This is a genomic window from Citrobacter sp. MGH104 (genome assembly GCF_001034485.1).
Lineage (GTDB): Bacteria > Pseudomonadota > Gammaproteobacteria > Enterobacterales > Enterobacteriaceae > Citrobacter > Citrobacter freundii.
On the sequence record NZ_KQ089818.1, the window covers coordinates 1,884,558 to 1,911,462 of the forward strand.

Genomic DNA, 26,905 nt, shown 5'->3' on the forward strand with positions numbered 1-26,905 from the left:
AGCATTGAGTAAAAAAATATCACTGGATACAGTATGGTACCCTCAACATTTTCTCGTTTGAAAGCCGCGCGCGCGCTACCAGTCATTCTGGCAGCACTGATTTTCGCAGGCTGTGGCACCCAGGCGCCAGACCAGAGTGCAGCCCATATGCAGGGCACTGCGCAGGCTGATTCCGGCTTTTATCTGCAACAAATGCAGCAAAGCTCAGATGATAGCAAGACCAACTGGCAATTACTCGCCATTCGTGCACTGCTGAAAGAAGGCAAGAGCCAGCAGGCTAGCGAGCTGTTCAACCAGTTGCCGCAGAAACTAAACGACACTCAGCGTCGTGAGCAGTCTCTGCTGGCCGTCGAGATCAAGCTCGCACAGAAAGATATCGCTGGCGCTCAGGCCCTGCTGGATAAACTCACTCCTGCCGATTTCGATCAAAACCAGCAGGCCAGATACTGGCAGGCGCAAATCGACGTCAACCAGGGTCGCCCATCGTTGACACTACTGCGCGCCCTGATCGCCCAGGAACCGCTGCTGGCCGCGAATGCTAAGCAGAAAAACATCGATGCCACCTGGCAGGCGCTGTCATCCATGACCCAGGAGCAAGCACAGGCACTGGTCATCAATGCGGATGAAAACGTGCTGCAAGGCTGGTTGGATCTCCAGCGCGTCTGGTTCGATAACCGTAACGATCCAGACATGATGAAAGCGGGTATTGCTGACTGGCAGAAACGTTATCCGCAAAACCCGGGCGCAAAAATACTGCCAACGCAGTTGGTTAACGTCCAGAGCTTTAAGCCCGCCTCCACCAGCAAAATTGCGCTGCTGCTGCCGCTGAACGGTCAGGCCGCTGTATTTGGCCGGACTATTCAGCAAGGCTTTGAAGCGGCGAAAAATATGGGTACTCAACCCGTAGCGGCCCCTGCGGTAGCTGCGCCTGCTGCGGATACAACAGCTGCGACGACCACAGAACAACCGCAAACGACAGACGGCGTTGCCAGCCCTTCTCAGGCGTCAGTCAGCGATCTGACTAACGAGATGCCAGCACAGCCAGAAACACCTGCTGCGCAGCCCGCAGCACCCGCTCAGCCAACAACCGCCAGCGCACCGGCGAATCCATCAGCAGAGCTGAAAATCTACGACACTTCATCACAGCCTCTGAACCAAATTCTGACTCAGGTTCAACAGGATGGTGCCAGCATCGTGGTTGGCCCACTGCTGAAGAACAATGTTGAAGAGCTGATGAAAAGCAATACGCCATTAAACGTGCTGGCACTTAATCAGCCGGAGTCGGTGAAAAACCTGCCGAACGTCTGCTACTTCGCTTTGTCGCCAGAAGATGAAGCGCGCGACGCCGCGCGTCACATCCGCGATCAAGGTAAACAGACGCCGCTGTTGTTGATCCCTCGGAGTTCATTAGGCGATCGCGTTGCCAACGCCTTTGCACAGGAATGGCAAAAGCTGGGCGGTGGCGTAGTGTTGCAGCAGAAGTTTGGCTCTACCGCCGAGCTGAAAATGGGCGTCAACGGCGGCTCGGGAATTTCCCTGACGGGCAGCCCGGTGGCCTCCTCTGTACCTGCGCAACCTGGCGTGACGATTGGCGGCCTGACGATTCCGGCTGCGCCCACCGATGCGCAGATCACCGGCGGCAGCGGCCGTGTTGATGCCGTGTATATTCTGGCGACGCCGGAAGAAATTGCCTTTATTAAGCCGATGATCGCTATGCGTAACGGCAGCCAGAGCGGAGCGACGCTGTACGCCAGCTCCCGTAGCGCGCAGGGAACTGCTGGCCCGGATTTCCGTCTGGAGATGGAAGGCTTGCAGTACAGCGAAATACCGATGCTGGCAGGTGCTAACGCTCCTCTCATGCAGCAGGCGCTTGGCGCGGTTCGTAACGACTACTCACTGGCACGTATGTATGCGATGGGCGTCGATGCGTGGTCACTTGCCAACCATTTCTCGCAAATGCGTCAGGTACAGGGTTTCGAAATTAACGGCAACACCGGGACCTTAACCGCAACGCCGGATTGTGTGATTAACAGGAAGTTATCATGGCTCAAATACCAGCAAGGACAAGTCGTCCCCGCCAGTTAACGAGTAAACAGACTGGTGACGCGTGGGAATCCACCGCGCTTGACTGGCTGCAAAGCAAGGGACTGCATTTTATCGCCGCCAACGTGCGTGAACGTGGCGGCGAAATCGACCTGATAATGCGTGAAGGCAGCACTACCGTCTTTGTTGAAGTCCGCTATCGGCGCTCGGCCCAGTTTGGTGGCGCAGCGGCGAGTGTGACCCGGAGCAAACAACACAAATTATTACAGACCGCCCGCTTGTGGCTTGCGCGCCACAATGGGAGTTTTGATACTGTGGATTGCCGGTTCGATGTGTTAGCCTTCACCGGAAATGATGTTGAGTGGTTTAAGGGCGCGTTCAACGACCGCTCATAGTTGAAGATTCAGAGCCTGGTTCTTAAGGATTAGCGTGTTAGATAGAATTAAAGTCTGCTTTACAGAAAGCATTCAAACTCAGATAGCTGCGGCTGAAGCACTTCCAGATGCGATCTCCCGTGCCGCCATGACGCTGGTTCAGTCCCTGCTCAATGGCAACAAAATTCTCTGTTGTGGTAATGGGACGTCCGCTGCCAACGCACAGCATTTTGCTGCCAGCATGATCAATCGTTTTGAAACAGAACGCCCAAGTTTACCTGCGATTGCACTAAACACTGATAATGTGGTCTTAACTGCGATTGCCAACGATCGCCTGCACGACGAAGTTTATGCAAAACAAGTCCGTGCGCTGGGACATGCAGGAGATGTTCTGCTGGCAATCTCTACGCGTGGTAATAGCCGCGATATCGTAAAAGCCGTTGAAGCCGCCGTGACACGCGACATGACAATCGTCGCGCTGACCGGGTATGACGGAGGGGAACTGGCCGGATTACTGGGGCCGCAGGATGTTGAAATCCGTATCCCCTCACACCACAGCGCCCGCGTTCAGGAAATGCACATGCTGACGGTCAACTGCCTTTGCGATCTCATCGATAACACGCTTTTCCCTCACCAGGATGATTAAGGAGTACACATGAAGGCATTTTCGCCGCTTGCTGTGATTATCGCTGCACTGCTGCTGCAAGGCTGTGTCGCTGCTGCCGTTGTCGGAACTGCTGCTGTCGGCACCAAAGCCGCGACGGATCCTCGCAGCGTCGGCACCCAGGTAGATGATGGAACCCTGGAATTACGCGTCAATACGGCGTTGTCGAAAGATGCCCAGATCAAGAAAGAAGCGCGAATCAACGTGAGCGCATATCAGGGTAAAGTGCTGCTGGTCGGTCAGTCGCCAAATAGCGAACTGTCTGCACGAGCAAAACAGATTGCGATGGGCGTAGAAGGTACGACTGAGGTCTTTAATGAGATCCGTCAGGGCCAGCCAATCGGTCTGGGCGATGCGTCCAACGATACCTGGATAACCACCAAAGTACGTTCCCAGTTACTGACCAGCGATCAGGTGAAATCCTCTAACGTGAAAGTCACGACCGAGAATGGAGAAGTGTTCCTGTTAGGTCTGGTGACCGAACGCGAAGCGAAGGCGGCGGCAGACATCGCCAGCCGGGTAAGCGACGTGAAACGCGTCACGACGGCCTTTACGTTTATTAAGTAATACTGATGCCGGATAGCGACGCCTGAGCGTCTTATCCGGCCTACAGGACATTATCGTTTGTAGGTCGGATAAGCGTCAGCGCCATCCGGCATTTTATTTAGCCCTTTCGCGTAACTCGGAAGAGGTCAGGATCGAAACCCCTTCATGCCCAGGCGCCAGCGCTTCTGCCAACATTGCCCGCGCAACATCGCGCGCTTCAATCGACTTCCAGTTACCCGGCAGCAGCCTGAACAACGGCGCTAAAAACATCTCATTCGCCCGCTGTTTGTCCCTATCACCCAGTAGCATTGAAGGCCGGGCAATGGTCAGCCGAGGCCAATTCTGCGCAATCAGCGCCTGCTCCATTTCACCTTTAACCCGGTTATAAAAAAACGGTGAATTGGCATTAGCGCCCATCGAACTCACCACCAGCATATGCTGTGCCCCCAGCCGACGCCCCGTCAGAGCTGTATCCACTACCAGCGTATAGTCAGCGTGGATAAATGCTTCTTTGCTGCCCGCTTCACGTCGGGTCGTTCCCAGACAACAAAAGACAATATCGACCGGATCGGTAACCTGCGCCAGAGCATCGGTTAGCTGCGGATCGTGGGGATTATAGATGCCAACCGTATCAGCCAGCGGTCGACGCGTCGGCGCCGTAATGGCATTGATCCGGGGTTCATTCAGTAGCATCCGCAATAAATGTCCACCCACAAGACCCGTTGCACCGGTTATTAACACCTGACTCATCGTTTATTTTCCCCTGACGCTTCAATCACTCTTTTAACTATAGATCACGTAGCCAGTGCATCTTTTTACCGAAGCCCAGCGTGTTGTCCGTGAATTTGACTTCATCCAGTCGAATCTCCCACACGGGCGCTGGCAACATTCTGGCGACGGGGAAACGGCGGTTGTAGGCGTTACGCGCGGCTTCACTCTCCTGCCCTTCAAGACGGCGAATCTCCCCCTTAAACTGCACACCACGAATCAGGGCGACCGTTTTGGGCTGACCATTTACCGTGCCGGCAATCGGTGCACACGGTCCCGACATCTGCGCATGGCGCGTTTTATCTTCGGTCAGCACATAGAATGCCATCTTCTGCGCATCAAACAGGTAAAACGCGTTGGCGCACCACAATTCACCTTCGTGGTGTACGCACCAGGTCACGACGTGCTGTTTTGCCAGCCAGCGAGACACTGCAGTCAGTGTTTCCATTTCTGTTCTCTTTTATACTGTAGGCCTGAAAATTATCACGTCGATGGTGACAATGACACCCTGGTATCTGTACCTGATCCGTACCGCTGACAACGCCTTATACACCGGAATAACCACCGATGTGCAGCGCCGCTATAAGCAGCATCAAAGTGGGAAAGGCGCGAAGGCGCTACGTGGAAAGGGGGAACTCACGTTGGCATTTGCGGCGCAAGTTGGCGACCGTTCGCTGGCCCTGCGCATAGAGTATCGCGTCAAACAGCTCACAAAGCGTCAGAAAGAGCGCCTTGTAGAAGGCGAAGGGCTTGAGGCTCTACTGAACAGCCTGCAAGCCCCGGATGTTAAAAACGATTGAAGTGGTCGTGGTATTCCACCAGGCCCGTCACGCCCTCCAGCGCATCGTCCGCCAGGCGATGAACCTGGAACGCGCTTTCGGTGCCCGGCCAGCGGCAACGCAGGTCATGATGCGCTGCCAGCTCAAAGCCAAAGCGGCTGTACAGTGCCGGATCGCCCAGCGTAACCACCGCGGCGTAGCCAAACTCGTTCAGGGAATCGAGTCCTTCATAGACCAGTTGACGCGCCAGGCCCTGCCCCCGGTAGTTTTCATCCACCGCGAGCGGCGCCATGCCGACCCATTGCAGATCTTCACCCTGAACATCGACAGGGCTGAACGCGACGTAACCCACTACCTGACCTTCATCATCGGTAGCAACCAAACCCAGCGTTAAGAAACCATCTTCACGCAGGTCGTGGACTAATTTTGCTTCCGCATCGCTCTCAAATGAACGGCGCAGCAACGCATCAATACCAGGGGCATCAATGGGAATCTCAACTCGAATCAGCATGGCTCACCTACCGAGGTCTGTTTGGTTTCTGGCGACGTTTTCATCCCCGCCTCAACAAAATCCGCCAACTGCATCAGCATGACGCGCAACGCTTTAGGCATCTGCTCCAGTTCGATGGCATCCATCAGATTTTTTACGTATAGCCCTAATTCTGTATCACCTTCAATCACCAGGCGACGCTGGAAGAAAAGCGTATCCGGATCCTGCTTGCGGGCCACGATCATCAGGAGATCGCTGGCATCGGCGCTAAAACTCACATCCGCATCTGCATTCTGGCTGACGATAAGTTTATCGTTTTCAACAGAGGTATACCATTTGAGGTCAATGTCACGCACATGAATGCTCAGCCAGCGACCTTCGAGAAACTCCAGCTCCCCATCGGCCAGCGCCTGACTAAACTGCCAGCTCAGGACCTGCTCCAGAACCTGGCGCTTCAGCGCAAAGGGCGTCAGTTTAACCGGTACACTCATCAGAGAAGGACCTAAATGTACTAAGCGTGAACGCAGTTTATCCAACACGAGCTTTACTCCCTGTTTCAATAGTCCTGCTATTTTGCCATATCAAATAAACGACATAGCGGCATAAATCAACAATTCGCTACGAAATTGTTACCTCTTTATTGGTGTCACCAATACGACTTTAACTGCCTCAAATCAAAAATTGTCTCAGCAAGGTTAACTAAAATCCCTCTTCGTTAACATTTCTGCGCCCTACATGGCGCAACGTTCAGGATAAATTATGGAGCTGCTCTGCCCTGCCGGAAACCTCCCGGCGCTTAAGGCGGCCATCGAGAACGGCGCTGATGCTGTCTACATCGGGCTGAAAGATGATACCAACGCCCGTCATTTCGCCGGCCTTAATTTTACCGAGAAAAAATTGCAGGAAGCGGTGAGTTTCGTTCATCAACATCGCCGTAAGCTGCACATTGCGATTAACACCTTTGCGCACCCGGATGGTTACGCACGCTGGCAGCGTGCCGTTGATATGGCAGCGCAACTGGGTGCAGACGCGCTGATCCTCGCCGACATCGCCATGCTTGAGTATGCCGCAGAGCGCTACCCGCATATTGAGCGCCATGTCTCTGTTCAGGCATCTGCAACCAATGAAGAGGCGATTAATTTCTACCATCGCAACTTTGACGTCGCCCGCGTGGTTCTGCCGCGCGTGCTGTCTATTCATCAGGTGAAGCAGCTTGCTCGCGTCACACCAGTTCCCCTGGAAGTGTTCGCCTTTGGCAGCTTGTGCATTATGGCGGAAGGCCGTTGCTATCTTTCGTCTTACCTGACGGGCGAATCTCCTAATACCGTCGGTGCCTGCTCCCCTGCCCGTTTTGTGCGCTGGCAGCAGACCCCACAGGGTCTGGAATCTCGCCTGAACGAAGTGCTGATTGATCGCTACCAGGATGGCGAAAACGCCGGGTATCCAACGCTGTGTAAAGGGCGCTACCTGGTGGATGGCGAGCGCTACCATGCGCTGGAAGAACCCACCAGCCTCAACACGCTCGAACTGCTGCCGGAACTGCTGGCTGCCAATATTGCCTCGGTGAAAATCGAAGGTCGCCAGCGCAGCCCGGCTTACGTTAGCCAGGTGGCGAAAGTGTGGCGTCAGGCAATCGACCGCTGTATGGCCGACCCGCAAAACTACGTCCCGCAGGCCGCGTGGATGGAAACGCTCGGGTCGATGTCCGAAGGCACGCAGACCACGCTTGGCGCGTATCACCGTAAATGGCAGTGAGAAAAGCAATGAAATATTCATTAGGACCCGTGCTCTACTACTGGTCGAAAGAAACGCTGGAAGATTTTTACCAGCAGGCCGCCGCCAGTCATGCTGACGTTATCTATCTTGGCGAAGCGGTATGCAGCAAACGCCGTGCGACCAAAGTGGGCGACTGGCTGGATATGGCGAAGTCTCTCGCCGGTAGCGGTAAGCAGGTGGTGCTGTCGACGCTGGCGCTGGTGCAGGCTTCCTCTGAACTGGGAGAGCTGAAGCGCTATGTTGAAAACGGCGACTTCCTGCTGGAAGCCAGCGATCTTGGGGTGGTAAACATGTGCGCCGAGCGTAAGCTGCCGTTTGTCGCCGGGCATGCGCTCAACTGCTACAACGCGGTAACCCTGCGTTTACTGCTCAAGCAGGGCATGACGCGCTGGTGTATGCCGGTAGAGTTATCCCGCGACTGGCTGGTAAACCTGCTCAACCAGTGTGATGAGCTGGGTATTCGCAATCAGTTTGAAGTCGAGGTACTGAGCTATGGGCATCTGCCGCTGGCATACTCCGCCCGATGCTTTACCGCACGCTCTGAAGATCGTCCAAAAGACGAATGTGAAACCTGCTGCATCAAATACCCGAACGGACGCGATGTGCTGTCTCAGGAGAATCAGCAGGTCTTTGTGCTCAACGGTATTCAGACCATGAGCGGCTATGTCTACAACCTCGGTAACGAGCTGACATCCATGCAGGGGCTGGTTGATATTGTGCGCCTTTCCCCGCTGGGGACAGAGACATTCGCCATGCTTGACGCCTTCCGTGCCAATGAAAATGGCAGTGCTCCATTACCGCTTGCCGCCCACAGTGACTGCAACGGCTACTGGAAGCGACTGGCTGGTCTGGAGCTGCAAGCCTAGCCGGATGGCGGCAAATTGCCTTATCCGGCCTACAAATAGCGATCCCGTAGGCCCGATAAGCGCAGCGCCATCGGGCATTGTTTTTGCCGTCAGTCTCATAAAGCTCACTTTGTTAACAACGGTAATCAAATTTTAATGCAGTATTAAAAGATTAACCGGTAACAAAGTGAGCCGTTATGACTGACAAAACTATTCCGTTCTCGGTGCTGGATCTGGCGCCGATCCCTGAAGGTTCTTCGGCAAAAGAGGCCTTCACGCACTCGCTTGATCTCGCCCGACTGGCCGAAAAGCGCGGCTACCACCGCTACTGGCTGGCAGAACATCACAACATGGTCGGTATCGCCAGCGCGGCAACTTCAGTGCTGATTGGCTATCTGGCTGCCAATACCACCACGCTGCATCTCGGTTCCGGTGGCGTTATGCTGCCCAACCATTCGCCGCTGGTGATCGCCGAGCAGTTCGGTACCCTGAATACGCTGTATCCGGGACGCATCGATCTTGGGCTTGGCCGCGCGCCGGGGAGCGATCAGCCAACGATGCGTGCGCTGCGCCGCCATATGAGCGGTGATATCGATAACTTCCCTCGCGACGTCGCTGAACTGGTGGACTGGTTCGACGCCCGCGATCCTAACCCCCATGTACGCCCGGTTCCCGGCTACGGCGAGCAGATCCCGGTCTGGTTATTAGGCTCCAGCCTGTACAGCGCACAGCTGGCGGCCCAGCTCGGCCTGCCGTTTGCTTTCGCCTCGCATTTTGCTCCGGATATGCTGCATCAGGCGCTGCATCTATATCGCACCCAGTTCAAACCCTCAGCGCGGCTGGCAAAGCCGTATGCGATGGTGTGCATCAACATCATTGCCGCTGACAGCAATCGCGATGCCGAGTTTCTTTTCACCTCGATGCAGCAGGCGTTTATGAAACTGCGTCGTGGCGAAACGGGCCAGCTACCACCGCCGGTAGAGAATATGCATCAGCTGTGGTCCGCTTCAGAACAGTACGGCGTACAACAGGCGCTGAGCATGTCGCTGGTTGGTGATAAGGCAAAAGTGCGTCACGGTCTTGATGCCATTTTGCGTGAAACCCAGGCCGATGAAATTATGGTTAACGGCCAGATTTTTGATCATCAGGCACGTCTTCATTCGTTTGATTTGGCGATGGATGTGAAGCAGGAATTGTTGGGGTAGCACGCTTTGTGCCGGATGGCGGCTACGCCTTATCCGGCCTACACGGTACTGTAGGCCCGGTAAGCGTAGCGCTACCGGGCAACGGTTTTACTGATAGACCGGTAACAGATCCACGCTCGACAGAATATGGATAACCGCGTTGCCGATACCGAACACCAGGATCAGCGCAATCATCGGCTTACCGCCCCAGACACGGAATTTCGGGCTACCGAAACGCTCGCGGGATTTACGGGCCAGCAGCGCCGGAACAATGGCAGCCCAGATGGTTGCCGCGAGTCCTGCATAACCAATGGCATACAGGAAACCGTTCGGCCATAGCAGGCCACCGATAATTGGCGGGACAAACGTCAGCAATGCCGTTTTGAAACGTCCCACTGCTGAGTCATCAAAGCCAAACAGATCCGCCAGATAGTCAAACAGACCGAGCGTAACGCCGAGGAATGAACTCGCCACCGCAAAGTTGGAGAACACCACCAGCAGCAGATCCAGACTGTGGCTGTTTAGTACGCCGCTCAGCGCCTGTACCAGCACATCAATGTTACCGCCCTGTTGCGCGATACCGATAAACTCTGGACGCGGAATGTTACCCATCGTTCCCAGCAACCATACGGTATACAGCACCAGCGCCAGCAACGTGCCGTACACCAGACACTTAACGATGGTCTTCGGATCTTTGCCGTAGTACTTCATCAGGCTCGGGACGTTGCCGTGATAGCCGAAAGAAGCCAGACAAAACGGCAGCGTCATCAGCAGGTACGGCGTATACGAAGCGTTGCTCTGCGCCACGTTAAACAGTGTTGCGGGCTGCACGTGCCCCAGCAGACTGCCGAAGGTCAGGAAAAAGGTAATCACCTTTGCGCCCAGCACAATCGCCGTCATGCGGCTAACCGCTTTGGTGCTTAACCACACCACAAATGCCACCAGCAGCGCAAAGCCAAGACCTGCCGCGCGCGCCGGAACATTCAGCGACATCTCGGAGAAGGTGTGATGTAGAATCGACCCGCTCGCTGAGATATAGGCGTAAGTCAGGATATAGAGAACGAAGGCGATCGAGATGCCGTTCACTACGTTCCAACCTTTACCCAGCAGATCTTTCGTGATGGTGTCAAAACTGGAGCCAATGCGGTAATTGAGGTTAGCTTCAAGGATCATCAGCCCGGAGTGCAGCATGCAGAACCAGGTGAAGATCAGCGCCGCCATTGACCAGAAAAACCACGCCCCGGACATGACCACTGGCAGAGAAAACATCCCCGCGCCAATAATGGTGCCGCCGATAATCACCACGCCGCCGAGCAGCGAAGGTGACGTTTGGGTGGTGGTTAGTGTTGCCATTTAGCCATCTCTCCAGTCATTTATATTGTGACTACATCTCAATGTGCTGCACTGTACCAGTACACGAGTACAAATGAAATAAAAAAAGCCCCGATTGTTGAGATCGGGGCTGTATATATTACTTTACGCAGCGAAACTTATGCGTCACCGCCGAAACGACGACGACCAGCGGAGTCATCACGACGCGGAGCAGAAGAATCGTCACGACGCGGACCACGATTGCCTTCACGACGTTCGCCGCTAAAACGACGACCATCGCCACGACCGCCTTCACGACGTTCACCGCTAAAGCCACGACCTTCACCGCGACCACCTTCACGACGCTCGCCGCTGAAACGGCCACCACCACGACGCTCACCACCGGTGTGCGGAACTGCATCGCCAACCAGCTGCATGTTCATCGGCTTGTTCAGGATGCGAGTACGGGTAAAGTGCTGCAGCACGTCGCCCGGCATACCTTTCGGCAGCTCGATGGTGGAGTGGGAAGCAAACAGCTTGATGTTACCGATGTAACGGCTGCTGATATCGCCTTCGTTAGCAATCGCGCCAACGATATGACGAACTTCAACACCGTCATCACGGCCCACTTCAATGCGGTACAGCTGCATGTCACCAACGTCACGACGTTCACGACGCGGACGATCTTCACCACCACGGTCATTACGGTCACGAGGGCCACGATCGTTACGATCGCGCGGACCACGGTCATCACGATCGCGGAATTCGCGTTTCGGACGCATTGGTGCATCTGGCGGCAGGATCAGCGGACGTTCGCCCTGAGCCATTTTCAGCAGTGCGGCTGCCAGCGTTTCGATATCCAGCTCTTCTTCCGGCTGCATTTTCGCCAGCAGAGCACGGTACTGATCCAGATCGCTGCTTTCCAGCTGCTGCTGTACTTTAGCGGCGAATTTTTCCAGACGGCGTTTGCCCAGCAGTTCTGCGTTCGGCAGTTCTACTTCCGGAATCGTCAGCTTCATGGTGCGTTCGATGTTACGCAGCAGACGACGCTCACGGTTCTCAACGAACAGCAGCGCACGGCCAGCACGACCCGCACGACCGGTACGGCCGATACGGTGAACGTAAGACTCGGAATCCATCGGGATGTCGTAGTTAACAACCAGGCTGATACGCTCAACGTCCAGGCCACGGGCCGCAACGTCGGTAGCAATCAGGATATCCAGGCGGCCATCTTTCAGACGTTCCAGAGTCTGCTCACGCAGGGACTGGTTCATGTCGCCGTTCAGTGCAGCGCTGCTATAACCGCTACGCTCCAGCGCTTCTGCCACTTCCAGGGTCGCATTTTTGGTACGAACGAAGATAATCGCCGCATCAAAATCTTCTGCTTCCAGGAAACGCACCAGCGCTTCATTTTTACGCATGCCCCACACAGTCCAGTAGCTCTGGCTGATGTCAGGACGCGTGGTAACGCTGGACTGAATGCGTACTTCCTGCGGCTCTTTCATAAAGCGACGGGTAATACGACGAATCGCTTCCGGCATGGTTGCAGAGAACAGAGCGGTCTGATGACCTTCCGGGATCTGCGCCATGATGGTTTCAACGTCTTCGATGAAGCCCATACGCAGCATTTCGTCAGCTTCGTCCAGTACCAGACCGCTCAGTTTGGAGAGGTCCAGAGTACCGCGCTTCAGGTGATCCAGCAGACGGCCCGGCGTACCGACGACGATCTGTGGTCCCTGACGCAGGGCACGTAATTGCACGTCATAACGCTGGCCGCCGTACAGGGCAACCACGTTCACGCCGCGCATGTGTTTAGAGAAATCCGTCATGGCTTCTGCTACCTGAACCGCCAGTTCGCGGGTCGGTGCCAGCACCAGAATCTGAGGTGCCTTCAGCTCAGGATCAAGATTGTTGAGCAGCGGTAAAGAGAACGCTGCAGTTTTGCCGCTACCTGTCTGGGCCATACCCAGAACATCGCGGCCGCCCAGCAGATGCGGAATGCACTCTGCCTGGATTGGAGATGGTTTTTCGTAACCCAGATCGTTAAGGGCTTCAAGGATAGGAGCCTTCAGGCCCAGATCTGCAAAAGTGGTTTCGAATTCAGCCATGTAGTACGTGTGCCTCAAAATTAATGGCGGCCAGTCTACATAACTCATCATGAAATTGATCTGCAATTTTCATTGAAAAGTGTGAACCGGCTCAAAGTAGGTGTATTAACGAACAACAACGCCCTCACCCGTGAAGGTGATGGCAATCAAAAAAGATTACGGGCTGATGTGTACGTCAGCTATTGCTGGTCCGATTCTGCCAGGTCATCTTGGTCCTGGCCCAGGAGCGATAATTCCAACAATGCGTATCGGTGCTCAACAAAGTTATGAACGTTGTTAGCCACCGCCAGTTTGAACAATGCCGTAGCGTTGTCCAAATCCCCCAGACTTAGGTAGTACTTACCTAAATAGAAGTTGGTTTCACTGAGATGCTCAGCGAGCGAGGTGTTATCCGTTGCGTCCGCCTTCAGGCGTTCCATCAGCGTTGCTTCGCTAATGTTGCCCAGGTAGAACTCGACAATGTTCCATCCCCATTGCTCTTTATCCGATTTCTCAAAGCGTTGCTTCAACGCTTCTTTCGCCTGCTTCTCATCGAGCTTCTGCTCGGCAAGATAAAGCCACAGACTACGGAAAGGATCATTGGGATCGTCTTGATAAAACGCTAGCAGATCATCTTGCGCTAACTTGTCGCGACCGCCGTAATACAATGCGATACCGCGATTTAAGTGCGCGTAGTTGTAAGTTGGATCAAGCTCAAGTACAGAATCAAACGCTTCATAGGCAGCATCAAAATTGCCTGCCTGCGTTAAATATATACCTAAGTAATTGAATACTTCAGGCATATCTGGTCGGATTGCCAGCGCTTGTGAAAAATCATTTCGCGCCAGTGCCCTCAGACCGAGACTATCATACAACACTCCGCGCTCATATAAAAGCTGTGCGCGTTCGTCATCGGTTAAAGCCCGACTGGCAAGAATTTGTTCCATACGTGCCAGAATCACTTCCTGCTGCAAAGTCGGTTGCAATGGTACTGCGAGGACTTCACTCTTTCGCCAGGCGGAATTACTGCATCCAGCCAGCGTGAGTGCTGTCGCAACGAAACACCAGCGCAAAAAAGGCTTCATTTCCCACTCCCGAAGACAACGATTGAATGAACGTCCAGGTTCCCCGGTTGCTAACAAGGCATCCTGCCGGGTTAAAGGCCCTCCGCTTTCACGGAGGGCAATGGCAACCTTACTCGCCCTGGCTTGCCGGAGCTTCCGGTTCGCCTGCAGGCTGAGACTGCTCAGTTGCTTCTTTAATGCTCAGACGTACACGGCCCTGGCGATCAACTTCCAGAACTTTGACCGGTACTTCCTGGCCCATCTGCAGGTAGTCGGTCACTTTCTCAACGCGCTTATCAGCGATCTGAGAGATGTGTACCAGACCTTCTTTACCGCCACCGATGGCAACGAATGCGCCAAAGTCAACGATACGGGTCACTTTACCATTGTAGATACGGCCTACTTCGATCTCTGCGGTGATCTCTTCGATACGACGGATAGCATATTTCGCTTTTTCGCCGTCAGTCGCAGCAATCTTCACGGTACCATCATCTTCGATTTCAATGGTGGTGCCGGTTTCTTCGGTCAGAGCACGGATAACAGAACCGCCTTTACCGATAACGTCTTTGATCTTGTCCGGGCTGATCTTGATGGTGTGGATACGCGGAGCAAATTCAGAGATATCGCCACGCGGTGCGTTGATCGCTTGTTCCATCACACCCAGGATGTGCAGACGCGCACCTTTAGCCTGGTTCAGAGCAACCTGCATGATCTCTTTGGTGATACCTTCAATTTTGATATCCATCTGCAGTGCAGAGATACCGTCGCGGGAACCCGCCACTTTGAAGTCCATATCGCCCAGGTGGTCTTCGTCGCCCAGGATGTCAGACAGAACAACAAAGTTGTCGCCTTCTTTCACCAGCCCCATCGCGATACCCGCAACAGCGGCTTTGATCGGCACGCCTGCGTCCATCAGCGCCAGGGAAGCACCACATACGGAAGCCATGGAAGAAGAACCGTTAGATTCGGTGATTTCAGAAACCACACGCACGGTGTACGGGAATTTATCCAGTTCCGGCATTACTGCCAGTACGCCACGTTTCGCCAGACGGCCGTGACCAATCTCACGACGCTTCGGAGAACCGACCATACCGGTTTCACCTACGCAGTACGGAGGGAAGTTGTAGTGGAACAGGAAGTTGTCAGTGCGCTCGCCCATCAGTTCGTCAAGGTTCTGCGCATCACGAGTGGTGCCCAGGGTCGCAGTAACCAGCGCCTGAGTTTCGCCACGGGTGAACAGTGCGGAGCCGTGGGTACGCGGCAGAACGCCAGTACGCACGTCCAGACCACGGATCATGTCTTTTTCACGGCCATCGATGCGCGGCTCGCCTGCCAGTACGCGGCTACGAACAACGTTTTTCTCGATAGCGTGCAGAATTTCACCCAGTTCGTTAGCGTCCAGGGTTTCGTCTTCAGCCACCAGAGTCGCGATGGTTTCAGATTTGATTACGTCAACCTGAGCATAACGCTCTTGTTTGTCGGTGATGCGGTAAGCATCGCTCAGGCGAGCTTCTGCCAGTGCGGCAACGCGTGCGTTCAGCGCTTCGTTGACGGCTTCTGGCTGCCAGTCCCAACGCGGTTTGCCTGCTTCTTTCGCCAGCTCGTTGATAGCCTGAATCACAACCTGCTGCTGTTCGTGACCGAACACAACAGCACCCAGCATCTGATCTTCGCTCAGCAGTTCTGCTTCGGATTCAACCATCAGTACGGCTGCTTCAGTACCCGCAACAACCAGGTCCAGCTTGCTTTCTTTCAGTTCGTCCTGAGTCGGGTTCAGCACGTACTGGTCATTGATGTAACCAACACGTGCTGCACCGATCGGGCCGTTGAATGGAATACCAGACAGAGTCAGCGCAGCAGATGCACCAATCATTGCCACGATGTCCGGGTTAACCTGCGGGTTAACGGAAACAACGGTCGCGATAACCTGAACTTCGTTAACGAAGCCTTCCGGGAACAGCGGGCGAACTGGGCGGTCAATCAGACGCGCGATCAGGGTTTCGCCTTCGCTCGGACGGCCTTCACGACGGAAGAAGCTACCCGGGATACGGCCAGCAGCGTAGGTACGCTCCTGATAGTTAACGGTCAGCGGGAAAAAGTCCTGGCCTGGTTTCGCTTTTTTCTGGCCAACAACGGTAACGAATACCGCGGTGTCATCCATGCTAACCATAACAGCGGCAGTCGCCTGACGCGCCATCATGCCGGTTTCCAGCGTAACGGTATGCTGACCGTACTGGAATTTACGAACGATCGGATTAAGCAAAATAATATCCTTTCTCTATTTTTTTGACGGCACATTTTGCGCCATCGTTAATACCCGATCTTCTGCGCATCCTCGCGACTAATGACAACCCTAACCCATAAGCATGAGTAAAGCCTCTCATTAGCCGCGCGAACCTCTGCAACGGAAGATCATTCATAGCAACAATACATTAGTTTCCAGCGAATTGCTGCCATCTGCTGGAAAAAAGGGGCCATGAAGGCCCCCTCTTTCTGAAACTCGAAAGAATTAGCGACGCAGACCCAGACGCTCGATCAGCGCGGTGTAACGTGCAACATCTTTACGTTTCAGGTAGTCGAGCAGTTTACGACGCTGAGAAACCATGCGCAGCAGACCACGACGGCTGTGGTGATCTTTTTTGTGCTCTGCAAAGTGGCCCTGCAGGTGGTTAATCTGTGCAGTCAACAGTGCAACCTGAACATCGGTAGAACCGGTGTCGTTTGCATCACGACCAAACTCAGAAACGATTTTAGCGGTAGCTTCAGTACTTAGAGACATTTTAAAACTCCAAAGTGTTAAGAATGAAAGGATGCCGATCTCTAATTCAGCTATCCCAGTGTATACACTTTATCCTTCAAACTGACTCTGCGTTGGCTGCGTCCGCTCACCTCAGTCACTTACCTAAGTAAGCTCCTGAGGATTCTCAGACTTGCCGCCTTGATGCAGCTCGAATGATTTTGTGTATACGTCGCGTAGATTGTTAAACAATTTACGCGACGTTAAGCGGCAGTATTCTACTCGCAGCGCCCTTTTATCGCAAGACAGAGAGCGCTATGCAGGATACTCAACCACCAGGCGACGGGGGGCGACACGACCTTCATCGTCCATCTCCCCCATGCCGATAAACTTGCTGTCATCGCCTTCCGTCACGCGGACCAGCCCTTCCAGCGGCGCGCCTGACGTCCGTACCGGGTTACCATTTTTAAAGTAAACCGAGGATGTTAAAGGCAAATTAACAACAGGATAGTCCGATGCTGGACTGTCCATTGGCATCAGCAAAGGATCAAGCAGCTGTGCCGCCGGAATGTTCTGCTGCTCGGCCTGTTCAACCAGCTCACGCAGATGTTCCAGCGTCACCATTCGATCCACCGGATACTTGCTGACCGTCAAACGACGCAGATACGTGACGTGCGCGCCGCAGCCCAGCTTCTCACCCAGATCGTCAACAATGGTGCGAATATAGGTGCCTTTGGAACAGTGAACTTCCAGCTCCAGTTCGTTACCTTCGTGACGGATAAACAGCAGCTCATAGACGGTAATCGGTCGCGCTTCACGCGGCACTTCAATACCCTGACGCGCATATTCGTACAGCTTCTTACCCTGATACTTCAGCGCCGAATACATTGACGGGATCTGCTCGATATCGCCGCGGAAAGTTTCCAGCGCGCTCGCCAGTTGTTCTGCGGTGAAGGTTACCGGACGCTCCTGCACGATTTGCCCATCGGCATCGGAAGTGTCTGTACGCTGGCCCAGACGGGCAACCACGCGATAGCGTTTGTCAGAATCCAGCAAATACTGTGAAAACTTAGTCGCTTCACCGAGGCAGATTGGCAGCATGCCTGTCGCCAGCGGATCCAGTGCACCGGTATGTCCCGCGCGGTTGGCATTGTAGATGCGCTTTACTTTTTGCAGTACATCATTGCTGGACATGCCCTGCGGCTTATCCAGCAGCAGGACACCGTGAATGTCGCGACCACGACGACGAGGACGACTCATCAGTCCTCCTTGCTGTCGTCCGCTGGGTTCACACGACGCTCATCGTCATGTTTCACCACGCTGGTCACCAGGTTGGACATGCGCATCCCTTCAACCAACGAGTTGTCGTAGAAGAAGGTCAGCTCAGGCACGATACGCAGACGCATGGCTTTACCCAGCAGAGAGCGGATAAAACCAGAGGCTTCCTGCAGTGCCTTGATGCCGTTTTTCACAGCAGCTTCGTCCTGATCGTTGAGGAAAGTCACGAATACTTTGGCATATGCCAGATCACGAGACATCTCAACACCCGATACGGTGGTCATCATACCAACACGCGGGTCTTTGATTTCGCGTTGCAGGATAAGTGCGATCTCTTTCTGCATCTCTTGCGCGACACGCTGCGGGCGACCAAATTCTTTCGCCATAATAAATTCTCCAGAATAAAGACAAAAAAGGGGCTATCAGCCCCTTTTTAAATTTCTTGCCGGGTGGCGCTTCGCTTACCCGGCCTACACCTAATCATCTTCTAAGGATTTTGGGCTGCAAATTGCGGCCCAAAAGACGACGAAGATTAAGCGATAGTACGTTGGATCTCGATAATCTCGAACACTTCGATCATATCGCCAACGCGAACGTCGTTGTAGTTCTTAACGCCGATACCACATTCCATGCCATTACGGACTTCGTTAACGTCATCTTTGAAGCGACGCAGGGATTCCAGCTCGCCTTCATAGATAACCACGTTGTCGCGCAGAACGCGGATTGGGTTGTGACGTTTAATCGTGCCTTCGGTAACCATACAGCCTGCGATAGCGCCGAATTTCGGTGATTTGAACACATCACGAACTTCAGCCAGACCAATGATCTGCTGTTTCAGCTCCGGAGACAGCATGCCGCTCATCGCTGCTTTCACTTCGTCGATCAGATGATAGATGACGGAGTAGTAACGCAGATCCAGGCTTTCAGATTCGATAACTTTACGTGCAGAGGCATCAGCACGGACGTTGAAGCCAACCAGAATCGCGTTGGATGCCGCAGCCAGGGTCGCGTCGGTTTCGGTGATACCACCTACGCCAGAACCGATGATCTTCACTTTGACTTCGTCGGTAGACAGTTTCAGTAAAGAGTCGGAAATCGCTTCTACAGAACCCTGAACGTCAGCCTTCAGGACGACGTTCACTTCGTGAACTTCGCCTTCGGTCATGTTAGCGAACATGTTCTCGAGTTTAGATTTCTGCTGACGAGCCAGTTTGACTTCACGGAATTTGCCCTGACGATACAGTGCAACTTCACGGGCTTTCTTCTCGTCACGAACGACAGTAACTTCGTCACCTGCAGCCGGAACACCGGACAGACCGAGGATTTCCACCGGAATGGACGGACCTGCTTCCAGTACTTCCTGACCCAGTTCGTTACGCATAGCACGAACGCGACCGTATTCGAAGCCACACAGTACGATGTCGCCTTTGTGCAGCGTACCTTCACGCACCAGTACGGTAGCAACCGGACCACGACCTTTATCCAGGAAGGATTCGATAACCGCGCCGCTCGCCATGCCTTTACGCACAGCTTTCAGTTCCAGTACTTCGGCCTGCAGCAGGATAGCATCCAGCAGTTCGTCGATACCGGTACCCGCTTTCGCAGAAACGTGAACGAACTGGCTCTCGCCGCCCCACTCTTCCGGCATGATGCCGTACTGGGACAGTTCGTTTTTAACGCGATCTGGATCCGCTTCCGGCTTATCGATTTTGTTGACTGCAACCACCACCGGCACACCTGCCGCTTTCGCGTGCTGGATAGCTTCGATAGTCTGCGGCATCACGCCGTCGTCTGCAGCAACAACCAGAACAACGATATCCGTTGCCTGAGCACCACGAGCACGCATGGAGGTAAACGCGGCGTGACCCGGGGTATCCAGGAAGGTGATCATACCGTTGTCAGTTTCAACGTGGTACGCACCGATGTGCTGAGTAATGCCGCCTGCTTCGCCAGAGGCCACTTTCGTAGAACGAATGTAGTCCAGCAGAGAGGTTTTACCGTGGTCAACGTGACCCATGATGGTCACAACTGGTGCGCGCGGTTCAGCCGCAGCACCGGTGTCACGGTCGCTCATTACCGCTTCTTCCAGCTCGTTTTCACGACGCAGGATAACTTTGTGGCCCATCTCTTCGGCAACCAACTGTGCGGTTTCCTGGTCGATGACCTGGTTAATGGTAGCCATTGCGCCCAGTTTCATCATCGCTTTGATGACCTGAGAGCCTTTAACTGCCATTTTGTTCGCCAGATCGCCAACGGTGATGGTTTCGCCGATCACAACGTCACGGTTAACGGCCTGAGCTGGCTTCTGGAAGCCCTGCTGCAGAGCGGAACCTTTACGCTGCTTACCGCCTTTACCGCCGCGAACCGCTGCACGTGCTTCCTCACGGTCAGCTTTAGATTCAGCGTGTTTGTTGCCTTTCTTCGCCGGACGCGCTGCTTTAGTGCTGCGAGTACGACCACGACCGCCTTCGACTTCACGATCGTTCTCGTCTTCAGCCTGGCGAGCATGCTGAGAAGTGGTGACGTGATAATCGCTGGTGTCTTCGACAGGTTCAACGTTATTCACACCATTTTTCTCGTTTTCTTCCGCCATACGGCGAGCTTCTTCCGCTACGCGGCGCGCTTCTTCTTCAAGCTTGCGACGTGCTTCTTCTTCCGCTTTACGCTTCAGTTCTGCGGCTTCATTTTCACGGCGGGCTTTTTCGGCCTGGGCGGTTTTAGTCATATCGTCGGTCTGTTGATTGCTCACTTTGTCTTTTTCCGCAGCTTCACGTTTCGCTTTATCAGCGGCTTCACGCTTAGCTTGTTCTGCGGCCTCACGTTCGGCTTTTTGTTGCGCCTCGCGTTTGGCAGCTTCTTCTGCCTCACGACGGGCTTGCTCTTCCGCTTCACGCTGCGCCTGCTCTTCCGCGGCAAGGCGTTCAGCCTCTTGCGGATCGCGTTTCACAAAGGTGCGTGTCTTGCGGACTTCGATTTGTACCGATTTGCTTTTTCCACCGGTACCTGGAATATTGAGAGTACTGCGCGTTTTACGCTGCAATGTCAACTTATCCGGCGCTGAGCCGTTTTCACGGTTCAAATGCGCCAGTAAGGTTTGTTTCTCTTGTGCGGACACAGAGTCGTCAGCAGACTTCGGGATACCGGCATCAGCAAATTGCTGTACCAGGCGATCCACGGAAGTCTGTATCTCTGCAGCCAGCGTTTTTACGGTTACATCTGTCATACTGTTCCTTCCTGCTACAGTTTATTACGCTTCGTCGCCGAACCAGCAAATATTACGGGCAGCCATAATCAGCTCACCGGCTTTTTCGTCGGTCAACCCTTCGATATCAGCCAGATCATCAATGCCCTGTTCAGCGAGATCTTCCAGCGTACAAACACCACGGGCCGCCAGTTTGAAGGCCATCTCACGATCCAATCCTTCCAGATTCAGCAGATCGTCAGCCGGTTTGTTATCACCGAGGCTTTCTTCCTGGGCCAGTGCCAGAGTGGTCAGTGCGTTTTTAGCACGCTCGCGCAGCGCTTCAACGGTCTGTTCATCCAGGCCGTCAATTTCCAGCAGCTCTTTCATTGGCACGTAGGCCAGTTCTTCCAGCGTCGCAAAACCTTCTTCCACCAGAACGGTCGCGAAATCTTCATCGATATCGAGATATTTGGTGAAGGTATCGATGGCTGCATGTGCTTCAGCCTGATGCTTCGCCTGCAGGTCATCAACGGTCATCACGTTGAGTTCCCAACCGCTCAGTTGTGAAGCCAGGCGGACGTTCTGACCATTACGTCCAATCGCCTGAGCCAGGTTACCGGCTTCAACCGCGATATCCATGGTGTGCTTGTCTTCATCCACCACGATAGAAGCAACGTCTGCTGGCGCCATTGCGTTAATCACGAACTGCGCCGGGTTATCATCCCACAGGACGATATCGATACGCTCGCCGCCCAGTTCGGTAGAAACCGCCTGAACGCGCGCACCGCGCATACCAACACAGGCGCCGACCGGATCAATACGCTTGTCGTTGGTCTTAACGGCGATTTTCGCACGCGATCCCGGATCACGGGCAGCCGCTTTAATTTCGATAACTTCTTCGCCAATTTCCGGTACTTCAATGCGGAACAGCTCAATCAGCATTTCCGGTTTGGAACGGGTTACAAACAGCTGCGCACCGCGCGCTTCCGGGCGTACAGAGTACAGAACACCACGAATACGGTCACCTGGGCGGAAGTTTTCACGCGGGAGCATGTCTTCACGCAGGATAACAGCTTCAGCATTGCTGCCCAGATCCAGAGAAATGTTGTCGCGGTTTACTTTCTTTACCACACCGGTGACGATTTCGCCTTCGTGTTCGCGGAACTGATCGACAACCATTGCGCGTTCAGCTTCACGTACTTTCTGTACGATAACCTGTTTCGCGGTCTGGGTGGTGATACGGTCAAAGGTGACAGATTCAATCTGATCTTCAACATATTCGCCCACGTTCAGACTTTCGTCTTCGAAGCGTGCCGCTTCCAGCGTAATTTCTTTGGTCGGCTGAGTAACTTCTTCTACGATTACCCAACGACGGAAGGTATCGAAATCACCGCTTTTACGATCGATTTCTACGCGAACGTCGATCTCTTGCTCATATTTTTTCTTTGTTGCTGTAGCCAGCGCACTTTCCAGTGCTTCAAAAATTTTCTCGCGTGGCAGCGCTTTTTCGTTGGATACGGCTTCAACAACAGCCAAAATTTCTTTGTTCATCGCGGGCTTTTCACCTCAATCCAGACTGTTAAAAGTGGGGAACCAGGTTCGCCTTCTGGATATTACTCAGCGCGAACACTTCATCTTTGCCTTCGACTGTGACCGTGATCATCTCACCGTCCACCGCTTTGATAACGCCCTGCCATTTACGACGGTTTTGTACCGCCATACGAAGAACCAGCGTGACTTCTTCACCCAGGAAACGCACGTAGTGTTCAGCTGTGAACAGAGGACGGTCGAGACCCGGAGAGGAGACTTCCAGGTTATAGGCAACGGTGATTGGGTCTTCGACATCCATCACGGCGCTTACCTGATGGCTCACATCAGCACAATCATCAACATTGATGCCATCTTCACTATCAATATAGATGCGCAGTGTGGATGTGCGACCACGAATAAATTCGATGCCGACCAGTTCGTAGCCCAGGGCTTCAACTGGCGCTGTAATCATCTCTGTTAATTTTTGCTCTAATGTGGACAAGCCCACCCCCAAGACATAAAAAAAGGGCCTAAAGCCCAGTTATTCTGTAGTCAGATAACAAAAAACCCCGATAAATCGGGGCTTTAGATAACTGAACCCTATAACCGCACCTGCGGTTCGGAGAACCTTCCGAAAGAATTTTTTTCAAATCCAGCTACGAAGGCCTAAGTCTTCACAGTATATTTGAAAAAGAACTCTAAGGGAAAGTGGTTGCGGGGGCCGGATTTGAACCGACGACCTTCGGGTTATGAGCCCGACGAGCTACCAGGCTGCTCCACCCCGCGCCTGAAACGTGGCAAATTTTACTCGTTTTGGGTAAAAAATGCAAATACTGCTGGGATTTGGTACCGAGGACGGGACGTAAAATCTGCGCACAGTATATTGATTCACTATGCGTTATGTCAACCTTGTTACGACTATGCAAATCAATGAATGCTGCCCAGCACTAGCCCAGCAAGATAAATATGCCACCCACGCCGTTATTTAACGAAATTATCACTAAACTCTTCCTGTCATCCAGAAAAGATGATTAAATGAAAACTCATTTATTTTGCATAAAAATGCAATTAGCATAATAAGCGACCTCTTCACCAGTCTATCAAGCAGGGTTTTATTTTATGACGACGATTCTCAAGCATCTCCCGGTAGGTCAACGTATTGGTATCGCTTTTTCCGGCGGCCTGGACACCAGTGCAGCACTGCTGTGGATGCGACAAAAAGGGGCTGTCCCATATGCATATACTGCGAATTTGGGCCAGCCGGATGAGGATGACTATGACGCCATTCCTCGCCGTGCAATGGAATATGGTGCTGAGAATGCTCGCCTGGTAGATTGCCGTAAGCAGCTCGTTGCCGAAGGGATCGCTGCCATTCAGTGCGGTGCATTCCACAACACCACTGGCGGACTGACCTACTTCAATACCACCCCGCTGGGCCGTGCCGTGACCGGCACCATGCTGGTTGCCGCCATGAAAGAAGATGGCGTAAATATCTGGGGTGACGGTAGCACCTATAAAGGTAACGATATTGAACGTTTCTATCGTTACGGTCTGCTGACCAACGCCGAACTGCAGATTTATAAACCATGGCTGGATACCGATTTTATCGATGAACTCGGCGGTCGCCATGAGATGTCCGAATTTATGATTGCCTGTGGTTTCGACTACAAGATGTCCGTTGAGAAAGCGTACTCAACAGACTCCAATATGCTCGGGGCGACCCACGAAGCAAAAGATCTGGAATTCCTGAACTCAAGCGTCAAAATCGTCAACCCAATTATGGGCGTGAAGTTCTGGGATGAGAGCGTGAAGATCCCGGCAGAAGAAGTGACCGTGCGTTTTGAACAGGGTCATCCGGTTGCACTGAACGGTAAAACCTTCAGCGACGACGTTGAGATGATGCTGGAAGCCAACCGTATCGGCGGCCGTCACGGTCTGGGTATGAGCGATCAGATTGAAAACCGCATCATTGAAGCGAAGAGCCGTGGCATCTACGAAGCCCCGGGGATGGCATTGTTACATATCGCATACGAGCGTCTGCTGACCGGTATTCACAACGAGGATACCATCGAGCAGTATCACGCACATGGTCGCCAGCTTGGTCGTCTGCTGTATCAGGGTCGCTGGTTCGACTCTCAGGCGCTGATGCTGCGTGACGGTCTGCAGCGTTGGGTTGCCAGCCAGATTACCGGTGAAGTGACGCTGGAACTGCGCCGTGGTAATGACTACTCGATCCTCAACACCGTATCTGACAATCTGACTTATAAACCAGAACGTCTGACGATGGAAAAAGGCGATTCCGTATTCTCTCCGGACGACCGTATCGGTCAGTTGACCATGCGTAATCTGGATATCACCGATACCCGCGAGAAGCTGTTTGGCTATGCGCAGTCTGGTCTGCTGACCGCTTCTTCCACAACCGGCCTGCCGCAGGTTGAGAATCTGGAAAATAAGGCGAAGTAAAGATACACCATCTTAAGGCCGCGAAAGCGGCCTTTTTTATATGCGGAAGGTCGGATAAGGCGTTTACGCCGCCATCCGACATTATTACAACGCCTGATGGCGCTATGCTTATCCGACCTACAGGACAGCCAAAAATAACAGACGAAAAAAAAGACGCTTTGCAGCGTCTTTTTTTTGGAATTTGGTACCGAGGATGGGACTCGAACCCACAAGCCCGTTAGGGCACTACCACCTCAAGGTAGCGTGTCTACCAATTCCACCACCTCGGTACAGAATACTTAGCGTGGGATATCGCTGGTCGGCTGAGCCGGAGCAGCTGGCTGAGTTTGCTCGGTTTTCGCCGGTGCACTCAGATTTTCCCACTCACTTCCTTTATTGGTCTTGTTGCTGTTCATGTTACCCAGCACCAGACTGATGATGAAGAACAAGGTTCCCAATACAGCTGTCATACGGGTCATGAAGTTACCAGAACCACTTGAACCAAACAGAGTACCAGAAGCGCCTGCGCCAAAAGAGGCTCCCATATCAGCGCCTTTGCCTTGCTGCAGCATGATCAAGCCTACCAGGCCAATTGCCACAATAAGGAAAACTACTAAAAGAGCTTCGTGCATAATCAACCTGTTCCTTGCGGAGTTGCCGCGTACAATGCTTCGACCATTAAAGCGGGAATATTTACTGTTTCCCACTGAAGCGGGTGTGAATACTAACCAAAGCGAATAACCTTCGCAAGGGCAATTTGTTAGCATTGTATCAACTGCGGAAAAAATCGCCACATCAATCAAAAACGCAGCAACTTCTCCCAGCATCTCTGCATGACGGCGCGTTGATCGTCAAGATTCGCCCATACCACAACAGGGATTTCACAAATCAGATCTGCATTTTGTGGCCAGCAGTGAATAATTTGCTGATTCACCAACTCTTCCGCCACCATCGATTCAGGTAACCAGGCCATTCCCATATGGCGCAACACCATTTCTCGTATCGTTTCGCTTAAACCACTCTCAAACACTTTTTTCAACCGTGGTCGCACTCGTTGTTCTGCAAGATCAATAATACGTCTGACAAAGGTATAGTCGCTGTAACATAGCCAGGGGATCGGGGTATGCGGATCGTCCAGCGTATCCACCAACTGTGCAGAAATCACAGGAATAAATCGCTCATACCGCCATAGTGAACGTTTTAACCCTCCGGCAATCTCCAGCCCTGGTTGTGAAGAGGGTAAATCGTAAGTCACCAGCATATCAATTTGCCGGTTTATCAGGGCATTGAAGTGGTTGTCTATCCCCTGGATACTGGCGTTTACCGTAAAGTTTAGCTGCGGCTCACTCTGCCGCAGGTAGTTGATCATATCCGGCAGGATATTCACCGACAGCGTATGCAGGCTGACCATCACCAGCGTGTTATCCGTTGCTGGCGTCATCGCCGACAGCTCATGGCGTGCCTCTGTTAACGTACTGAGGACGTGCCGGGCATAAGGTTCAAAGCGTTCACCATAGCGCGTCAGCGTGACGGGGGTCGTTGTCCGATCAAACAAAGGCACGCCCAGCACCTCTTCCAGCGCCTTTATACGCCGACTCAGCGCAGGTTGAGTAATATGCCGCTGCGCCGCGGCCTGAGAGTAGTTTCCATGCTGGCTCAAGGCCAGAAAATCTTCCAGCCACTTACAATCCACGTTGTGCTCTCCGCCATGCCATAACCGCATCCTCCAATAACAAATCGGTAATAGTCATAGTTATAGTAATGGCTTTATGGTGGGCATCATAACAACAATATTCCGTTTCA

Annotated in this window: 26 protein-coding genes and 2 tRNA genes; 9 read left to right on the plus strand and 19 right to left on the minus strand. The window is 53.3% G+C overall.

Features of this window, described 5'->3' with window-relative positions:
• Positions 1 to 33 precede the first annotated feature (33 nt).
• Genes SK34_RS08755 through dolP form a run of 4 tightly spaced genes read left to right on the plus strand, consistent with a single transcriptional unit; the run spans position 34 to position 3,648 of the window.
• On the plus strand, positions 34 to 2,085 hold the full coding sequence (locus SK34_RS08755) for a penicillin-binding protein activator (protein ID WP_048232861.1): 2,052 nt from the start codon (positions 34 to 36) through the stop codon (positions 2,083 to 2,085).
• Positions 2,043 to 2,438: a YraN family protein gene (locus SK34_RS08760; RefSeq protein WP_048232863.1), complete on the plus strand. Its 396-nt coding sequence runs from the start codon at positions 2,043 to 2,045 to the stop codon at positions 2,436 to 2,438. Before SK34_RS08755 ends, SK34_RS08760 begins: the two co-directional genes overlap by 43 nt.
• A gap of 34 nt (positions 2,439 to 2,472) precedes the next feature.
• The gene (gene diaA, locus SK34_RS08765) at positions 2,473 to 3,063 is read left to right on the plus strand and encodes a DnaA initiator-associating protein DiaA (RefSeq protein ID WP_003024948.1); all 591 of its coding nucleotides are present in this window, start codon (positions 2,473 to 2,475) and stop codon (positions 3,061 to 3,063) included.
• A gap of 9 nt (positions 3,064 to 3,072) precedes the next feature.
• The gene (gene dolP, locus SK34_RS08770) at positions 3,073 to 3,648 is read left to right on the plus strand and encodes a division/outer membrane stress-associated lipid-binding lipoprotein (protein WP_048232865.1); all 576 of its coding nucleotides are present in this window, start codon (positions 3,073 to 3,075) and stop codon (positions 3,646 to 3,648) included.
• A gap of 93 nt (positions 3,649 to 3,741) precedes the next feature.
• Here dolP and SK34_RS08775 read toward each other — a convergent pair whose 3' ends face one another.
• Positions 3,742 to 4,377: an NAD(P)H-binding protein gene (locus SK34_RS08775; protein ID WP_003024957.1), complete on the minus strand. Its 636-nt coding sequence runs from the start codon at positions 4,375 to 4,377 to the stop codon at positions 3,742 to 3,744.
• Between the two features lie 37 nt (positions 4,378 to 4,414).
• The gene (locus SK34_RS08780; RefSeq protein ID WP_003839984.1) at positions 4,415 to 4,843 is read right to left on the minus strand and encodes a YhbP family protein; all 429 of its coding nucleotides are present in this window, start codon (positions 4,841 to 4,843) and stop codon (positions 4,415 to 4,417) included.
• 43 nt (positions 4,844 to 4,886) lie between these two features.
• Between SK34_RS08780 and SK34_RS08785 the strand changes: the two genes are divergently transcribed.
• A complete protein-coding gene (locus SK34_RS08785) occupies positions 4,887 to 5,195 on the plus strand; it encodes a GIY-YIG nuclease family protein (protein WP_269430568.1) in 309 nt (102 codons plus the stop codon).
• Here the strand turns inward: SK34_RS08785 and SK34_RS08790 are convergent.
• The gene (locus SK34_RS08790; RefSeq protein WP_003024966.1) at positions 5,182 to 5,685 is read right to left on the minus strand and encodes a GNAT family N-acetyltransferase; all 504 of its coding nucleotides are present in this window, start codon (positions 5,683 to 5,685) and stop codon (positions 5,182 to 5,184) included. The two genes, SK34_RS08785 and SK34_RS08790, sit on opposite strands and share 14 nt — an antisense overlap.
• A complete protein-coding gene (ubiT, locus tag SK34_RS08795) occupies positions 5,679 to 6,203 on the minus strand; it encodes a ubiquinone anaerobic biosynthesis accessory factor UbiT (protein WP_003024968.1) in 525 nt (174 codons plus the stop codon). Before ubiT ends, SK34_RS08790 begins: the two co-directional genes overlap by 7 nt.
• A gap of 220 nt (positions 6,204 to 6,423) precedes the next feature.
• Here ubiT and ubiU point away from each other — a divergent pair, with 220 nt between their 5' ends.
• The 3 genes from ubiU to SK34_RS08810 all read left to right on the plus strand — a co-directional run bounded on the left by ubiU (position 6,424) and on the right by SK34_RS08810 (position 9,490).
• Positions 6,424 to 7,419: a ubiquinone anaerobic biosynthesis protein UbiU gene (gene ubiU / locus SK34_RS08800; RefSeq protein ID WP_048232869.1), complete on the plus strand. Its 996-nt coding sequence runs from the start codon at positions 6,424 to 6,426 to the stop codon at positions 7,417 to 7,419.
• Positions 7,420 to 7,427: 8 nt separating this feature from the next.
• On the plus strand, positions 7,428 to 8,306 hold the full coding sequence (locus SK34_RS08805; RefSeq protein WP_101740011.1) for a U32 family peptidase: 879 nt from the start codon (positions 7,428 to 7,430) through the stop codon (positions 8,304 to 8,306).
• 176 nt (positions 8,307 to 8,482) lie between these two features.
• On the plus strand, positions 8,483 to 9,490 hold the full coding sequence (locus SK34_RS08810) for a luciferase-like monooxygenase (RefSeq protein ID WP_032950308.1): 1,008 nt from the start codon (positions 8,483 to 8,485) through the stop codon (positions 9,488 to 9,490).
• Between the two features lie 87 nt (positions 9,491 to 9,577).
• On the opposite strand, the gene mtr is transcribed toward SK34_RS08810, so the two are convergent.
• From mtr to SK34_RS08865, 12 genes are all read right to left on the minus strand, one after another.
• The gene (gene mtr / locus SK34_RS08815; RefSeq protein ID WP_048232873.1) at positions 9,578 to 10,822 is read right to left on the minus strand and encodes a tryptophan permease; all 1,245 of its coding nucleotides are present in this window, start codon (positions 10,820 to 10,822) and stop codon (positions 9,578 to 9,580) included.
• A gap of 137 nt (positions 10,823 to 10,959) precedes the next feature.
• Complete coding sequence (locus tag SK34_RS08820; protein WP_003839970.1) at positions 10,960 to 12,888, minus strand: DEAD/DEAH family ATP-dependent RNA helicase; 1,929 nt, start codon at positions 12,886 to 12,888, stop codon at positions 10,960 to 10,962.
• On the minus strand, positions 12,881 to 12,961 hold the full coding sequence (gene yrbN, locus SK34_RS24650; protein WP_010723222.1) for a protein YrbN: 81 nt from the start codon (positions 12,959 to 12,961) through the stop codon (positions 12,881 to 12,883). Before yrbN ends, SK34_RS08820 begins: the two co-directional genes overlap by 8 nt.
• Positions 12,962 to 13,067: 106 nt before the next feature.
• Positions 13,068 to 13,952, minus strand: a complete 885-nt coding sequence (gene nlpI / locus SK34_RS08825) for a lipoprotein NlpI (protein WP_003024982.1) — start codon at positions 13,950 to 13,952, stop codon at positions 13,068 to 13,070.
• Positions 13,953 to 14,061: 109 nt separating this feature from the next.
• The gene (gene pnp / locus SK34_RS08830) at positions 14,062 to 16,194 is read right to left on the minus strand and encodes a polyribonucleotide nucleotidyltransferase (protein ID WP_003024984.1); all 2,133 of its coding nucleotides are present in this window, start codon (positions 16,192 to 16,194) and stop codon (positions 14,062 to 14,064) included.
• A gap of 246 nt (positions 16,195 to 16,440) precedes the next feature.
• On the minus strand, positions 16,441 to 16,710 hold the full coding sequence (rpsO, locus tag SK34_RS08835) for a 30S ribosomal protein S15 (RefSeq protein ID WP_000059465.1): 270 nt from the start codon (positions 16,708 to 16,710) through the stop codon (positions 16,441 to 16,443).
• A gap of 273 nt (positions 16,711 to 16,983) precedes the next feature.
• Positions 16,984 to 17,928 (minus strand): tRNA pseudouridine(55) synthase TruB, encoded by a 945-nt coding sequence (truB, locus tag SK34_RS08840; protein WP_048232875.1) that lies wholly within the window; start codon positions 17,926 to 17,928, stop codon positions 16,984 to 16,986.
• On the minus strand, positions 17,928 to 18,332 hold the full coding sequence (rbfA, locus tag SK34_RS08845; RefSeq protein WP_003024988.1) for a 30S ribosome-binding factor RbfA: 405 nt from the start codon (positions 18,330 to 18,332) through the stop codon (positions 17,928 to 17,930). Before rbfA ends, truB begins: the two co-directional genes overlap by 1 nt.
• A gap of 146 nt (positions 18,333 to 18,478) precedes the next feature.
• Positions 18,479 to 21,169, minus strand: coding sequence for a translation initiation factor IF-2 (gene infB, locus SK34_RS08850; protein ID WP_003844847.1), 2,691 nt, complete (start codon positions 21,167 to 21,169; stop codon positions 18,479 to 18,481).
• Positions 21,170 to 21,193: 24 nt separating this feature from the next.
• Positions 21,194 to 22,681 (minus strand): transcription termination factor NusA, encoded by a 1,488-nt coding sequence (nusA, locus tag SK34_RS08855; RefSeq protein WP_003024992.1) that lies wholly within the window; start codon positions 22,679 to 22,681, stop codon positions 21,194 to 21,196.
• Positions 22,682 to 22,709: 28 nt separating this feature from the next.
• Positions 22,710 to 23,162, minus strand: coding sequence for a ribosome maturation factor RimP (rimP, locus tag SK34_RS08860; RefSeq protein WP_003024996.1), 453 nt, complete (start codon positions 23,160 to 23,162; stop codon positions 22,710 to 22,712).
• A gap of 207 nt (positions 23,163 to 23,369) precedes the next feature.
• Positions 23,370 to 23,446 (minus strand) — tRNA-Met (locus SK34_RS08865).
• Positions 23,447 to 23,779: 333 nt separating this feature from the next.
• On the opposite strand from SK34_RS08865, the gene argG reads away from it, so the two are divergent.
• The gene (argG, locus tag SK34_RS08870; protein WP_003024998.1) at positions 23,780 to 25,123 is read left to right on the plus strand and encodes an argininosuccinate synthase; all 1,344 of its coding nucleotides are present in this window, start codon (positions 23,780 to 23,782) and stop codon (positions 25,121 to 25,123) included.
• Between the two features lie 182 nt (positions 25,124 to 25,305).
• Here the strand turns inward: argG and SK34_RS08875 are convergent.
• The 3 genes from SK34_RS08875 to SK34_RS08885 form a co-directional block, all read right to left on the minus strand.
• Positions 25,306 to 25,392: transfer RNA gene (locus SK34_RS08875), tRNA-Leu, on the minus strand.
• 9 nt (positions 25,393 to 25,401) lie between these two features.
• The gene (gene secG, locus SK34_RS08880; protein ID WP_003025000.1) at positions 25,402 to 25,734 is read right to left on the minus strand and encodes a preprotein translocase subunit SecG; all 333 of its coding nucleotides are present in this window, start codon (positions 25,732 to 25,734) and stop codon (positions 25,402 to 25,404) included.
• 167 nt (positions 25,735 to 25,901) lie between these two features.
• Entirely contained in the window at positions 25,902 to 26,795 is an 894-nt protein-coding gene (locus tag SK34_RS08885) for a LysR family transcriptional regulator (RefSeq protein WP_008320638.1), read from the minus strand.
• Positions 26,796 to 26,905: the final 110 nt, after the last annotated feature.

Excerpts from the sequence above, each read along its gene's own strand:
- SK34_RS08755 (WP_048232861.1), top strand. The coding sequence starts at position 34 with ATGGTACCCTCAACATTTTCTCGTTTGAAAGCCGCGCGCGCGCTACCA.
- SK34_RS08760 (WP_048232863.1), top strand. The coding sequence starts at position 2,043 with ATGGCTCAAATACCAGCAAGGACAAGTCGTCCCCGCCAGTTAACGAGT.
- dolP (WP_048232865.1), top strand. The coding sequence starts at position 3,073 with ATGAAGGCATTTTCGCCGCTTGCTGTGATTATCGCTGCACTGCTGCTG.
- SK34_RS08775 (WP_003024957.1), bottom strand. The coding sequence starts at position 4,377 with ATGAGTCAGGTGTTAATAACCGGTGCAACGGGTCTTGTGGGTGGACAT.
- SK34_RS08780 (WP_003839984.1), bottom strand. The coding sequence starts at position 4,843 with ATGGAAACACTGACTGCAGTGTCTCGCTGGCTGGCAAAACAGCACGTC.
- SK34_RS08785 (WP_269430568.1), top strand. The coding sequence starts at position 4,887 with ATGGTGACAATGACACCCTGGTATCTGTACCTGATCCGTACCGCTGAC.
- SK34_RS08790 (WP_003024966.1), bottom strand. The coding sequence starts at position 5,685 with ATGCTGATTCGAGTTGAGATTCCCATTGATGCCCCTGGTATTGATGCG.
- ubiU (WP_048232869.1), top strand. The coding sequence starts at position 6,424 with ATGGAGCTGCTCTGCCCTGCCGGAAACCTCCCGGCGCTTAAGGCGGCC.
- SK34_RS08805 (WP_101740011.1), top strand. The coding sequence starts at position 7,428 with ATGAAATATTCATTAGGACCCGTGCTCTACTACTGGTCGAAAGAAACG.
- SK34_RS08810 (WP_032950308.1), top strand. The coding sequence starts at position 8,483 with ATGACTGACAAAACTATTCCGTTCTCGGTGCTGGATCTGGCGCCGATC.
- mtr (WP_048232873.1), bottom strand. The coding sequence starts at position 10,822 with ATGGCAACACTAACCACCACCCAAACGTCACCTTCGCTGCTCGGCGGC.
- SK34_RS08820 (WP_003839970.1), bottom strand. The coding sequence starts at position 12,888 with ATGGCTGAATTCGAAACCACTTTTGCAGATCTGGGCCTGAAGGCTCCT.
- yrbN (WP_010723222.1), bottom strand. The coding sequence starts at position 12,961 with ATGAAAATTGCAGATCAATTTCATGATGAGTTATGTAGACTGGCCGCC.
- nlpI (WP_003024982.1), bottom strand. The coding sequence starts at position 13,952 with ATGAAGCCTTTTTTGCGCTGGTGTTTCGTTGCGACAGCACTCACGCTG.
- rpsO (WP_000059465.1), bottom strand. The coding sequence starts at position 16,710 with ATGTCTCTAAGTACTGAAGCTACCGCTAAAATCGTTTCTGAGTTTGGT.
- truB (WP_048232875.1), bottom strand. The coding sequence starts at position 17,928 with ATGAGTCGTCCTCGTCGTCGTGGTCGCGACATTCACGGTGTCCTGCTG.
- rbfA (WP_003024988.1), bottom strand. The coding sequence starts at position 18,332 with ATGGCGAAAGAATTTGGTCGCCCGCAGCGTGTCGCGCAAGAGATGCAG.
- infB (WP_003844847.1), bottom strand. The coding sequence starts at position 21,169 with ATGACAGATGTAACCGTAAAAACGCTGGCTGCAGAGATACAGACTTCC.
- nusA (WP_003024992.1), bottom strand. The coding sequence starts at position 22,681 with ATGAACAAAGAAATTTTGGCTGTTGTTGAAGCCGTATCCAACGAAAAA.
- argG (WP_003024998.1), top strand. The coding sequence starts at position 23,780 with ATGACGACGATTCTCAAGCATCTCCCGGTAGGTCAACGTATTGGTATC.
- secG (WP_003025000.1), bottom strand. The coding sequence starts at position 25,734 with ATGCACGAAGCTCTTTTAGTAGTTTTCCTTATTGTGGCAATTGGCCTG.